Genomic DNA, 12,995 nt, shown 5'->3' on the forward strand with positions numbered 1-12,995 from the left:
TGTCATTAACTCAGGGAATCCCCAATAGACGGATGCCGCCATTGGATTTAGGAATTTCCACACGTTTGACAGGAAGCGGGCAATAATAACCTTGCTCCAGTCCTCGGTTGACACTTTCCCAATGGACTTTCGCCCATTCGAGATAATCATCAACCGTCATACCATCAATACCTGCGGCACCTTTATTCTGCTTCACACGTTTCCATGCTTGTTGCAAATTATCAGATGCCAGTATTTGTTCAAGTAACATAATATAAATTATGGTGAGTTTAAAGTTTGAGGCTCGCTACCAATTATTCATCTACCGCCCAATTACCCACTGGTTTCCCAGATTGGTTACTTGAAGGTAGAGCGGGCTGCTCTAGCCCCAAAGCAGATGAAGTGCTGATTGAGATAAAAGCAATTAGGGAGATGGAAAGAAATAATCATCCAGAACAACCAGGAGAAATGGTCAAAAACCATTTCTCCAACGATGGCATTCGGTCAACAAACTGATAATACGTCTTCATTGCTTTTTTACCTACCTTTACTCCTGTTTCATATATTTTTTCTGTTAATTTAACAATAGGTGCTTTGCCATTGTAGGTCATACTTTTGGCAAATTTTAAAGTTGTTTCAACTGTATCCATTATGTCGCCACTAATATGATTTTCATAGGCTCCCCATACTCGTTCAATTGGGTTATATTTACTATGATAAGGAGGGTAGTAGGCCAGTTTTATCTTTATGTTGCTTTTTTCAGCAAACTCCACAAGCCTTTTTATAAACTGAGTTCTGGAGCTACTGTTCTCCATACCATTGTCAGCGTTAATTGTCAGAATATCTACTCCATATTTTTCTTGAATTTCTGGCCAAATTTCTTCCAATCGGTCAACGATGAAATCACTGCTGGCATAGCCTGCTGTAAAGAAAAGGAAAAAATCATCATGTTCAGGCAGATAAAAACCAAAAGGAGTTAACTTTTCCTTAACATCTAAATCATGATCCTCTGCTTTTGTTAAAACCCGATTTCGTCCTCCCCGTGAAAAATTTCCTATATTCATTCTTGCTTTGGCATCAATTGATATACGAATCTCTTTTGGGTTGATATCTGCCATTCCATTGACTGCATGAACTTGTTCAAAAATTGCATCCGTTTCCTTGATTTTCTTATGAGGCTTTGTTTTTTGTACCTTTTTTGGATGGTAACTCAGGTCATTTAATTTTGTATTGATAGTTTTTGAGCAAGGTAATGTTTTTTCATCATAATAATCAATCTCCAGTAAACGTTTTCTAACTTCTTTAGCCGTTAGCCGGGTATATAATCGACAGGAATTAAAAGAGGGATCCGTTTGACACTCCGGTTAAGCAATTTTTTTTATGTCATCAAGTAGATGAGGAAAATGCTCTTCACTTTTATTACGCCCTCTCGCTGAAAAATTATCTTCTATGGGCTGAGTTTCAAGTTCATATTGTCCTTTTCGGATAGTGCCTCTATTCCATCCTAGTTTTTCTTCAGCAATACTTGCACCACCTGAGCCTAGTAGCTCCACCGTTTCAGCCATGAATATACGACGTACCGAGCCTTTTAAACGATGGGCTGTATTTATAATCCAACCTATAATGCTATCTGTTAATATCAACAAGCTTATCTGCCTAGTGTGAGAATAAATTCAGAATTCATTATTATAAATTATTGAGACACAAGCTTACTTCGTTTGGATGATTATTTCTTTCCATCTCCCTTAGAGCTTAGTATCAATCCTGTGGATGTCAAAGCAAGGGCTGTAGGGGAGGTTCTGAATATGATTGTGGGTACTGAACCACCAGTCGTTCCGCTGAGAAGGAAGCGTAAAGGTCACCATAAAATAGTCAACAGGAAGCTGCTTCTTTTGCTGGCGCATAAGCCATTCCGATGCTTCATGGTTCTGACACTGGGGACAGCTACGATGCCCACAGGATTTAGGGTGCCATTCAGAGTGACCGCATCCTGTACATTGCACATGGAACTATCGGGTCAGAGGAGGCCGCAGCCTCCGTCTGTACACGGCTCCTCACGCAAGACTTATCCATTGAGAAACCTCAAACCAATGCTTCACCCTTCGGTCAGATCGTATTTCCTGCCCTTTCTCTTTTATAAACCAACTATTCGGATAGGCTTTCGTCACTGCTCGCGCATTTGATAACACCCACCGTTTGTTGTTTGAGAATACGGCATTCCCTGCTTGTTTTCGCGGTACTCCTCGTTTGATCAGTTTTCGATACAGGTGCTTTTTCCTCTTTTGTTGATCCACTATCCTTGATCGTAATCGTCGCCTTATATGCGCTTCAATTTTCTTTAGTTGCGCGGGGTAATAGGTCAAACTGTAGTAGTTTGACCAACCCACGTACCATTGATTGATCTCGTCTAGTGTTGTTTCCAGAGTCTGATGAGTGCCTCTTGGGGTCAGTTCTTTGACTTTATCCATGGCGGATTGCAGGGCTTTATGCGCAATCGCAATCGTCCCGTCTACCACGGTAAATCCCAAAAACTTGACCTTCTCGGATTTGGCCACTTGGCTTTTATCCCGATTCACTTTCAGTTTTAGCTTCTTTTCGATAAATTGGCTGACTTTTTCCATGACTCTATCTGCCGCTTTTTGCGATTTGACAAAGATGTTACAGTCGTCTGCGAATCGACAAAACTCAAGTCCGCGTTTTTCCAATTCCTGATCCAGTTCATCCAGAACTATGTTCAGACATCTTGATTCGCTATCCTGAAAGAAATCCATTGAAACTTAAACTAGGCAATATAATTAAAGGGTTAGGGAATTATTGTCAAATGATTGATATTTTCAGCTAAAGAAATGAAAATGGTACTCATTTAGGTTAAACTAAGCCCTCATATCATACGAGGTATTCAATTAATGCAGCAACTCATGCTCCCAATAATTCCTCAGGGTACGACTATTATAAATGGTCAGGTCAGTGTTGATAACCGAAATGATGAGTGGTTTTATTTCCTCGGCGGTATCCCGATCTATTCTCACCAGGCTGACAATAAGAGATTATTTAGACTTCACACACCTCAACTCATCAATACCGGTTCCTGTCGTTCAATCGATATTATTACAACCTTTGGTGTCTCTAAAAGTAGTGTTATGCGCTCATTAAGGCAACTACGAGAAAAAGGGGCTGATTCGTTTTTTGAACCTCGCCCGACTCGCAAGGGAGGACCACTCTTTACGCTTGAGGTTTTGCAGCAAGCTCAGGAATATCTGGATCAAGGTATGACGCCTAACGAAGCCGCTAAAGAATTAGGCATCCGGGCAGATACCTTTCGCAAGGCGATCAGTGATGGACGTTTAAAAAAAAGTCTGCCGCATCAATAGACCCCAATGATGGCAGTACCAAATCAGCCCGTGATATTATAGATGCCAATGCAGCCGATGTGCTTGGTACGGCCTGCACTCGAGTAGAAGAGCGAATCCAGGCTGCTTTGGGTGAGCAGGAAAAGGGAGCCTCAATCGAATTCGAATCCTGTTTAGATGTTCCTAAAGGCGGTGTGTTATGTGCATTGCCCGCGTTACTTGGCAATGGCTTATTAAATGACATTGAGCGCCACCTGGGCAAACTGACAGGTTACTATCAAACCTTTCATATTCTATTGCTACTCGCCTTTATGGGGCTATGTCGCATCAAAAATGCCGAACAACTTCGCGAGCATGCACCGGGTGAATTCGGAAAACTACTTGGCCTGGATCGGGCTCCCGAAGTGCGTTGTTTAAGATCCAAAGTAAAAGGACTGGCTGAACCAAAATCAGTCGAAAGCTGGGCGGCCGACCTCAGTCGACAATGGATGGAAAATGAACCAGAGGCAGCAGGAACACTCTACATAGATGGTCATGTCCGTGTCTATCATGGACACTTGACTAAACTTCCCAAACGGCATGTTTCACGCGAAAAACTCTGCTTACGGGGTATCACCGACTACTGGGTTAATGATGGTACGGGGCGTCCCTTCTTTGTCGTTGAAAAAACGGTGGATCCGGGCTTACTAAAAACGCTGGAAGAAGATATCGTCCCCCGATTACTCAAAGACATTCCGAATCAACCGAGTGCACAAGCATTACAGCAAAACAAACAAGCCTGTCGTTTTATCCTGGTGTTTGATAGAGAAGGCTATAGCCCCGCATTCTTTAGAAAGATGTGGAACAAGCATCGTGTCGCTTGCATGACCTATCATAAATTTCCCACCGAAAATTGGCCACTGGACAATTTTTCCGGCCAGGAGATCACCCTACCGAGTGGTGAAAAAGTCATCATGAAACTCGCCGAACGAGGCAGTCTGGTTGGAACCAAAAAACAGGCGATGTGGATGAGAGAAGTGCGCAAGTTGACTGATTCTGGTCACCAAACCAGTATTATTACCACAGCCTATGAACTAGAATTGACGGCTGTTTCTGGGCGAATGTTTAGCCGGTGGTGCCAAGATAACTTTTTTAGATATATGAAGCACCACTATCGGATAGACATGCTACAGGAGTATGGAATAGAGCCACTATCCGATACCCAAAAGGTGGTCAACCCTGATAGGCGCCAACAGGAAGGACAGCGTAATTCGATACAATCCAAACTCAATTACCGTCTATCTCGATTTGCAGCGATGGAACTTCATCCGGTGATTAAAAAAGATGAAACGGAAGATGTGAAATACAAGAAATGGGAAAGAAAACGAGCAGAATTACTCGAAGAAATAGAGCATTATGAAAATGAACTAAAAACCATCAAGGAACAACTAAGCCAAACGCCCAAACACATTACCTGGCAAGAGTTGAGAGACGAAGATAAGTTCGAACAGCTTCTGCCAGGGAAAAAGCGGCTGATAGATACTGTCAACATGATCGCTTATCGGGCAGAAACAGCAATGGCCGCTCTGCTAACCTCACCGACAATCGACTTTCCGATGGCAAGGCAACTATTACAAACGCTGTTTGTGACAGAAGCAGATATATTACCCGATAAAGTAAAAAAACAACTTCGGATACGTGTGCATAGTACTTCCCGACCTGCAAGTAATAAAGCAATAGAAAAGTTATTTGAACAACTCAATCAAACGGAACTCAACTATCCAGGAACCGATCTGCGCTTAATTTATGAGCTGACTTCATCCGCAAAAAATTAGGAAATGGTCTCAAATTAGTTTCGTCTGAATCAAGATGTCTGAGCTTCCTTCAGATTCCGCATTGGCTCTCTATAACCGTGGTTCCCTGTTGGGTAGCTATGGAGAGTTTCTTTGGACACCCTTGCTTTCGCCTACTTCTTCCCTTCTCACAGGGCAAAGGCTGGACTTTCACCAACTAGCTGACTATCATGCCAGTCACACCACCTGAGAGTGCCGTGCGGCAACGCTTTATCGCTGAGATGGCTTTTAAATGGCCGGGTAATAATTTTACCGCATATTTTTTGTGAAAGTCTTTTTCATAACGCTCAAGAATAGCAACAAGGGAGATCATGACTGACTCCTGAAACCGGTTGATAAGGTATTAGTCAGTTGATTAATGACTGCGATCGTATCCTGTTCCGTCAATTCCGTTGAATGTGCATAGCGAGCGGTCGTGGTAGGGCTGGCATGGCCGAGTAAGTGCTGAATATGAATCAGGCTCAACCCCTGTTCCAGCAGGTGCGTGGCTATGCTATGGCGAAGCGTGTGAATCGAGGCTTTTTTTTAATCCCACAGTCTTTAAGGGCCGCTTTCATCGCGGCTTGAGCGCCGCCTCGATCCATCGGTGTTGTGGCACTTTGAATGGTCTCCATTGAGCCGGTTCCACTGGGAAATAACCAGACTGGATTATGGTGTTTGCGCCATAAGTGACGCAATGCATTGCAGGTAAAATCAGGTAATGGCACAAAGCGATCTTTATGGCCTTTACCTCGGCGAATATGCACCTGCTTGCGTTCTGCATCAATATCCCCGACTTGTAAAGAGAGTGTTTCACCCAGGCGCAAACCCATTGAGTAGGTCGCTAAAAGAAAGACTTTGTAGCGTAGCCTGTAGGTCATCGCAATGAGTTGCTCTACCTCGGAAACCGCTAGAATATCAGGCAGTGTCTGCACTTTGGGTACTTTAATGATCTCAATCCATTGCCAATCCATTTTAAGGACGTATTGCCAGAAAAACTGTAGACCATTACGATCAATTTTAACGGTACTCCAAGAATGAGATTCAACCAGATCAGCAAAATAGGCTTCAAGTTGTTCAGTACTGAGTCTTTCGGGTGAGCAATCAAAGTGCTCAGCGACTCTGCGGACAGCACGTGCATAGCTATCAATAGTTGCATCACTCATGCCCCGTAATTTTAAAGCACGAAGGTGACGGCTATATAGCTCATCAAAATGCGCTTGTTCTTTCGTGTTCATGGTAAACTCCAATTATCGTACTCGACAATGAGTACATATCAGAGTGTATCCGTAAATGGGTTTTTCTGCCGCATAGCGGCTTCGTCCAACGAATAAGGTTAGATTGTGATCGCGAAGCGAGCCACAATCTGAACCGTTTGTTGGACAAGCCCGGCACGATAGTAGGAATTCATTTAATGCGCTCTATGAAAATAGCTTTTTGTTGATCAGCCCGACTGATGAATCGAACCTCTGTTTTTACCTGTTTAACTGAACTTTGAGCGTTGTCCATTGCAGTCAACTCTCAAAGTCCAAGTATCGGAGCAAAATTCTGCCTTAATCTCCGATTTTAGCCCAAGCAACTCCCTCAGCATTTAATCCGCTGATAGCCTGGGTCGAAGTGTTTAAATTTACATAAGCGCTAGTGATTCCAATTGTTAAGTTGGCAAAGGCTGAAACATTATTTCCACCCTGGGTATTTGCCGACGCCCAACAACCATCGCCCCGCCACAACATTTGCAACTGAATGCCGGCCGTACTTTGAGTGCACGCAATATCTTCGTCGGGTCAAACTTTAGCAGGGAGTGAATCAACTTAATAACACCCTTGCTATTCGGATGTAAAAAGCCATAATTGCGCGCACGACGAAAGCCTTTAGGCAAAACATGTTGCAGCACCAGCCACAGAAATTTAGCCCCCGATACCGTTTTGGTTTGATAGCGTTTGGTTTTGCTGTCTTGATAACGGTAGGTTACTTTGCCATTTTGGCAGGATAAGATATCCTGTTCACGAATCACACCACGATACAGGTATCGACCCAGATATATCAATGCTTTATCGCCTGCACCGACAAACTTACAATCGACCACCCATTTTTCCGGAATAGCTGTGGGAAATGGCAACTTTTCTTCGTTCATACGCGCTAGCATCTTTGCACGAAATACTTTTGCTAGTGCTTTATGATGAAACAGGTATTTGCCTTCCTTAGTGCGCCAGAGCTTCTTGATTTTATCCACGATTGCCGCAGGCATAATGACATGAATATGCGGATGATAATTTAATTCGCGTGAGTGTGTATGTAAGACAGCAATCGCCCCGGCATCGCCTTGCAACTGCTTATCATTTTTACTAAAACTCTGTAAAGTCGCCCAGGCACAGTCAAACATCATACTGTAAAGTAACCGCGGATGCTGCCTGGCTAACGACCTTAACTGCGCAGGTAAGGTAAAGGTATTCATAAAATAATCAGCAGGGACTTGTTTTTGTACCTGTCGTTCAATCCATTGTTGACTCTCATGATGTTGACAATGCGGGCAGTTACGCTGGCCACAGGAATGAGGCACAAAGGTTTGATAGTCACAGTCTGCACAGTTAACCTGCATCACAGGACTCAGCTGTGTCCGACAGCTCTTCATGGCATGTAATGCACTGATCTGATTGGAGCGTAAACGAGATTGATACTCGCTTAAAAAGTCAGACTGAAATTGATCAATCACTGCAGCTAGGGTTATCATGAAATCTGCCCCCAGTGAATAGAAAAGTCATTGACTAACTGATTAATGTGCAGCTCTGCATTCTCATCGGTAATATCGGTCAAATGCGTATAGCGAGCCGTGGTTACTAAACTGGTATGGCCCAGAATCTTCTGCAACTCAACTAAATCAACCCCGGCTTCTAACAGGTGAGTGGCGTAACTGTGGCGCAGCGAGTGGCAGGAAATCTTTTTTTTAGTCCCATTTCTTGCGTCACAAGACGGATTGTCTTCTGGATGCCACCGCGATCAAGGGGGGATTCAGCAAGATGTGCACCTTTTAGACCCCGGGCACGGTTGGGAAATACCAGCACTGGATTTTTATGCACAGCCCAAAACTTACGCAACACCTTCAAGGTATTCACAGGCAAAGGCACAAGCCGATCCTTATTGCCTTTGGCATTGCGAATATGTACCCGCATGCGTGTCGCATCAATATCACCTACTTTCAGGCTTAAGCCCTCGCCCAAACGTAAACCTAGACTGTAAATCGTAAAATAAAAAACTCGATAGCTTAGATTACGGGTCGACATAAACAGTTGTTGTGCTTCAACCACAGTGACAATATCGGGTATACGCGTACATCGTGGTGGTTTAATCATTAGCACATCAACCCACGGCTTTTGTAGCACATGTGTATAGAAAAACTTGAGACCATAGAGATCTAGTTTCACGGCACTCCAGGAAAGGCGGCTTAAAAGAGCATGAAAATAATCCACCAGTTGATCTTGCGTTAAGTTATCCAGATGCCCCTGAAAGTGTTCCCCGATACGGCGAATAGCGCGTGAATAAGCGTCAATGGTTTTGGGTTGCAGTCCCTTAAGCTTTAAATGCTTACAGTGCTGGATATAATAATGGTTGAATTTAAGCTCTATCGATGGTGTCATAACAGTGTAACCTCATTATTGTTAGTTGGATGAGCTTACAAGTTACCTGTTATGCATATAACAGGCAATGAGGTTACACTTTAAATTTAAGGGATGCGCTGTTTTTCTCCGCGATAGCGGCTTCGTCCAACGAATAAGGTTAGATTGTGATCGCGAAGCGAGCCACAATCTGAACCGTTTGTTGGACAAGCCCGGCACGATAGTAGGAATTCATTTAATGCGCTCTATGAAAATAGCTTTTTGTTGATCAGCCCGACTGATGAATCGAACCTCTGTTTTTACCTGTTTAACTGAACTTTGAGCGTTGTCCATTGCAGTCAACTCTCAAAGTCCAAGTATCGGAGCAAAATTCTGCCTTAATCTCCGATTTTAGCCCAAGCAACTCCCTCAGCATTTAATCCGCTGATAGCCTGGGTCGAAGTGTTTAAATTTACATAAGCGCTAGTGATTCCAATTGTTAAGTTGGCAAAGGCTGAAACATTATTTCCACCCTGGGTATTTGCCGACGCCCAACAACCATCGCCCCGCCACAACATTTGCAACTGAATGCCGGCCGTACTTTGAGTGCACGCAATATCTTCGTCGGGTCAAACTTTAGCAGGGAGTGAATCAACTTAATAACACCCTTGCTATTCGGATGTAAAAAGCCATAATTGCGCGCACGACGAAAGCCTTTAGGCAAAACATGTTGCAGCACCAGCCACAGAAATTTAGCCCCCGATACCGTTTTGGTTTGATAGCGTTTGGTTTTGCTGTCTTGATAACGGTAGGTTACTTTGCCATTTTGGCAGGATAAGATATCCTGTTCACGAATCACACCACGATACAGGTATCGACCCAGATATATCAATGCTTTATCGCCTGCACCGACAAACTTACAATCGACCACCCATTTTTCCGGAATAGCTGTGGGAAATGGCAACTTTTCTTCGTTCATACGCGCTAGCATCTTTGCACGAAATACTTTTGCTAGTGCTTTATGATGAAACAGGTATTTGCCTTCCTTAGTGCGCCAGAGCTTCTTGATTTTATCCACGATTGCCGCAGGCATAATGACATGAATATGCGGATGATAATTTAATTCGCGTGAGTGTGTATGTAAGACAGCAATCGCCCCGGCATCGCCTTGCAACTGCTTATCATTTTTACTAAAACTCTGTAAAGTCGCCCAGGCACAGTCAAACATCATACTGTAAAGTAACCGCGGATGCTGCCTGGCTAACGACCTTAACTGCGCAGGTAAGGTAAAGGTATTCATAAAATAATCAGCAGGGACTTGTTTTTGTACCTGTCGTTCAATCCATTGTTGACTCTCATGATGTTGACAATGCGGGCAGTTACGCTGGCCACAGGAATGAGGCACAAAGGTTTGATAGTCACAGTCTGCACAGTTAACCTGCATCACAGGACTCAGCTGTGTCCGACAGCTCTTCATGGCATGTAATGCACTGATCTGATTGGAGCGTAAACGAGATTGATACTCGCTTAAAAAGTCAGACTGAAATTGATCAATCACTGCAGCTAGGGTTATCATGAAATCTGCCCCCAGTGAATAGAAAAGTCATTGACTAACTGATTAATGTGCAGCTCTGCATTCTCATCGGTAATATCGGTCAAATGCGTATAGCGAGCCGTGGTTACTAAACTGGTATGGCCCAGAATCTTCTGCAACTCAACTAAATCAACCCCGGCTTCTAACAGGTGAGTGGCGTAACTGTGGCGCAGCGAGTGGCAGGAAATCTTTTTTTTAGTCCCATTTCTTGCGTCACAAGACGGATTGTCTTCTGGATGCCACCGCGATCAAGGGGGGATTCAGCAAGATGTGCACCTTTTAGACCCCGGGCACGGTTGGGAAATACCAGCACTGGATTTTTATGCACAGCCCAAAACTTACGCAACACCTTCAAGGTATTCACAGGCAAAGGCACAAGCCGATCCTTATTGCCTTTGGCATTGCGAATATGTACCCGCATGCGTGTCGCATCAATATCACCTACTTTCAGGCTTAAGCCCTCGCCCAAACGTAAACCTAGACTGTAAATCGTAAAATAAAAAACTCGATAGCTTAGATTACGGGTCGACATAAACAGTTGTTGTGCTTCAACCACAGTGACAATATCGGGTATACGCGTACATCGTGGTGGTTTAATCATTAGCACATCAACCCACGGCTTTTGTAGCACATGTGTATAGAAAAACTTGAGACCATAGAGATCTAGTTTCACGGCACTCCAGGAAAGGCGGCTTAAAAGAGCATGAAAATAATCCACCAGTTGATCTTGCGTTAAGTTATCCAGATGCCCCTGAAAGTGTTCCCCGATACGGCGAATAGCGCGTGAATAAGCGTCAATGGTTTTGGGTTGCAGTCCCTTAAGCTTTAAATGCTTACAGTGCTGGATATAATAATGGTTGAATTTAAGCTCTATCGATGGTGTCATAACAGTGTAACCTCATTATTGTTAGTTGGATGAGCTTACAAGTTACCTGTTATGCATATAACAGGCAATGAGGTTACACTTTAAATTTAAGGGATGCGCTGTTTTTCTCCGCGATAGCGGCTTCGTCCAACAACTGGGTTAAGAGAGAGCAATATTGTAAATCTGGAATGGTTGCAAGTTGATATGCAGAGGAGTTGTTGGATATATGCTGATCAGGCAAAAGGAAAAAGAGATATTGCCATTCCTTTGAATGATGAAGCGTTAAAAGTAATCCGCGAAGGTAAAAACCAGACTTATGTTTTTACTTACAAAGGAAAAAATGTAACGGGTTGCAATAATCACGCATGGGGAAAAGCATTAGAAAGAGCCGGTATTGAAAATTTCCGCTGGCATGATTTACATCATACGTGGGCGAGTTGGCATATCCAAAACGGAACACCTTTGCATGTATTGCAAGAATTAGGCGGTTGGAGTTCTTATGAAATGGGTAGGGGTATGCTCACTTATCATCTGAACACCTCTCAGAGTACGCTAACAACTCTAAGCCTGTGACAAATTTACTACAGTACACTGATAGTAAGGAAAGCAAGAATGCTTGAAACACTTAAAGTAATTGGGGTGAACGACGGGGCTCGAACCCGCGACGACCGGAATCACAATCCGGGACTCTACCAACTGAGCTACGCTCACCATAATGTAGATACTTTAAGGAATAATGGTACGCTTGACAGGAGTCGAACCTGTGACCCTCGGCTTAGAAGGCCGATGCTCTATCCAGCTGAGCTACAAGCGCATATTGTTGGTCGGGGTAGAGGGATTCGAACCCCCGACATCCTGCTCCCAAAGCAGGCGCGCTACCAAACTGCGCTATACCCCGATACACTTATAAGTTCAATTACTACATTAGCAATAGATGCCTTAAAGAACTGACTATTATAACCTATATTTATAGTCGGTCAATAATTATTTAAGGTTTTATAGCTTATTTTTAACTAGCTGATAAATCTCGTCAGTTTTTATATCAGCACCTTTTAGCACTACTGCTAATTTTGTTAATTGCTCTTCGGCAAAAGCTCTGTCTTTTAGACCTGCGGCATTGATGTAAACGTTTAATGCGGCACTTTTTAGACCTGCATAGGCGGACATAACAGCCACACCAGCATCACTGATAACATTTAAGTTGCCTTTATCTGCTGCTTCCTGACTTAGCTCTATTGCTTCAGCGCAGGCTTTGGCGCAGGCTAAAGGAACAAGTGTTGCTTCGCGCAATACTGCCTGTATCTCTTGGCTACGTCGTATTTTTTCTTGTTCCGTTGCTTTTTCCAGACCATAGGCTGCCATCAATTGACTAAAAATCTCGACATCCGCTTGAATCATATCGGTTAAAGTTGATCGCAAAGCTTCGGATTTACCTAATAAAGCCTGCATATCTGCCTCTACGGCTGCATACTTTGGTTTGCCAATAGTGATATTGCACACCATACTGGTCAAGGCTGCAGCTTGCGCACCTAAGAATGCAGCTGCACTTCCACCACCAGGAGTGGGCGCTTTACTTGCCAGTTCGTCTAAATAGCTCTGGATAGATTTGTCTTTTATTTGTTTCACTCTGACTCTCGATTGATTTATGGATAATCCTAGAAAAATCAGTTGAGCGCGAAATTATAGCGCAAGATATTGAATTCATATAACACTTTCAAAAAATTTTAGCTTCACCCATAAGTTAGTCGGACATTTTTTGCAAGTACGGTGGAATCAAGAGCTTGTGCTAGAAAACGTGAGCAA

9 protein-coding genes, 3 tRNA genes and 5 pseudogenes are annotated in these 12,995 nt (G+C 43.5%); 3 read left to right on the forward strand and 14 right to left on the reverse strand.

Annotated features, from left to right (window positions below; genetic code table 11):
- Nucleotides 1-10: 10 nt before the first annotated feature.
- From ACQY3F_RS16165 to ACQY3F_RS16180, 4 genes and pseudogenes are all read right to left on the reverse strand, one after another.
- Entirely contained in the window at nt 11-250 is a 240-nt protein-coding gene (locus tag ACQY3F_RS16165) for a hypothetical protein (RefSeq protein WP_428355968.1), read from the reverse strand.
- Nucleotides 251-425: 175 nt separating this feature from the next.
- Nucleotides 426-1,622 (reverse strand): annotated as a pseudogene (locus ACQY3F_RS16170) (ISAzo13 family transposase).
- A 201-nt stretch (nt 1,623-1,823) separates the two neighbouring features.
- Nucleotides 1,824-1,985 (reverse strand): annotated as a pseudogene (locus ACQY3F_RS16175) (transposase zinc-binding domain-containing protein); the annotation flags it as partial.
- A 48-nt stretch (nt 1,986-2,033) separates the two neighbouring features.
- Nucleotides 2,034-2,750, reverse strand: a complete 717-nt coding sequence (locus ACQY3F_RS16180; RefSeq protein ID WP_428355969.1) for a reverse transcriptase domain-containing protein — start codon at nt 2,748-2,750, stop codon at nt 2,034-2,036.
- A 135-nt stretch (nt 2,751-2,885) separates the two neighbouring features.
- On the opposite strand from ACQY3F_RS16180, the gene ACQY3F_RS16185 reads away from it, so the two are divergent.
- Together ACQY3F_RS16185 and ACQY3F_RS16190 are read left to right on the forward strand one after the other, a co-directional pair.
- The gene (locus tag ACQY3F_RS16185) at nt 2,886-3,350 is read left to right on the forward strand and encodes a hypothetical protein (RefSeq protein ID WP_428355971.1); all 465 of its coding nucleotides are present in this window, start codon (nt 2,886-2,888) and stop codon (nt 3,348-3,350) included.
- 59 nt (nt 3,351-3,409) lie between these two features.
- Complete coding sequence (locus ACQY3F_RS16190) at nt 3,410-5,143, forward strand: putative transposase (protein ID WP_428355972.1); 1,734 nt, start codon at nt 3,410-3,412, stop codon at nt 5,141-5,143.
- A 175-nt stretch (nt 5,144-5,318) separates the two neighbouring features.
- On the opposite strand, the gene ACQY3F_RS16195 is transcribed toward ACQY3F_RS16190, so the two are convergent.
- The 6 genes and pseudogenes from ACQY3F_RS16195 to ACQY3F_RS16220 form a co-directional block, all read right to left on the reverse strand.
- Complete coding sequence (locus ACQY3F_RS16195) at nt 5,319-5,474, reverse strand: hypothetical protein (RefSeq protein ID WP_428355974.1); 156 nt, start codon at nt 5,472-5,474, stop codon at nt 5,319-5,321.
- A pseudogene (locus tag ACQY3F_RS16200) lies at nt 5,471-6,378 on the reverse strand (tyrosine-type recombinase/integrase). Before ACQY3F_RS16200 ends, ACQY3F_RS16195 begins: the two are co-directional and overlap by 4 nt.
- A 416-nt stretch (nt 6,379-6,794) precedes the next feature.
- On the reverse strand, nt 6,795-7,871 hold the full coding sequence (locus ACQY3F_RS16205) for an IS91 family transposase (protein ID WP_428352924.1): 1,077 nt from the start codon (nt 7,869-7,871) through the stop codon (nt 6,795-6,797).
- Nucleotides 7,868-8,775, reverse strand: a pseudogene (locus tag ACQY3F_RS16210) (tyrosine-type recombinase/integrase). The gene ACQY3F_RS16205 and the pseudogene ACQY3F_RS16210 overlap by 4 nt, the downstream one beginning before the upstream one ends.
- A 457-nt stretch (nt 8,776-9,232) precedes the next feature.
- On the reverse strand, nt 9,233-10,309 hold the full coding sequence (locus ACQY3F_RS16215) for an IS91 family transposase (protein WP_428352924.1): 1,077 nt from the start codon (nt 10,307-10,309) through the stop codon (nt 9,233-9,235).
- Nucleotides 10,306-11,213 (reverse strand): annotated as a pseudogene (locus ACQY3F_RS16220) (tyrosine-type recombinase/integrase). Before ACQY3F_RS16220 ends, ACQY3F_RS16215 begins: the two are co-directional and overlap by 4 nt.
- Before the next feature lie 171 nt (nt 11,214-11,384).
- Here ACQY3F_RS16220 and ACQY3F_RS16225 point away from each other — a divergent pair.
- Nucleotides 11,385-11,765: a tyrosine-type recombinase/integrase gene (locus ACQY3F_RS16225; protein WP_428355975.1), complete on the forward strand. Its 381-nt coding sequence runs from the start codon at nt 11,385-11,387 to the stop codon at nt 11,763-11,765.
- A 62-nt stretch (nt 11,766-11,827) separates the two neighbouring features.
- On the opposite strand, the gene ACQY3F_RS16230 is transcribed toward ACQY3F_RS16225, so the two are convergent.
- From ACQY3F_RS16230 to fchA, 4 genes are all read right to left on the reverse strand, one after another.
- Nucleotides 11,828-11,903 (reverse strand) — tRNA-His (locus ACQY3F_RS16230).
- Between the two features lie 26 nt (nt 11,904-11,929).
- Nucleotides 11,930-12,006: transfer RNA gene (locus ACQY3F_RS16235), tRNA-Arg, on the reverse strand.
- A gap of 7 nt (nt 12,007-12,013) precedes the next feature.
- Nucleotides 12,014-12,090 (reverse strand) — tRNA-Pro (locus tag ACQY3F_RS16240).
- A gap of 98 nt (nt 12,091-12,188) precedes the next feature.
- Nucleotides 12,189-12,818, reverse strand: a complete 630-nt coding sequence (gene fchA, locus ACQY3F_RS16245) for a methenyltetrahydrofolate cyclohydrolase (RefSeq protein ID WP_428355976.1) — start codon at nt 12,816-12,818, stop codon at nt 12,189-12,191.
- Nucleotides 12,819-12,995 lie beyond the last annotated feature (177 nt).

The sequence above is a fragment of the Methyloprofundus sp. genome (genome assembly GCF_965251085.1).
Lineage (GTDB): Bacteria > Pseudomonadota > Gammaproteobacteria > Methylococcales > Methylomonadaceae > Methyloprofundus.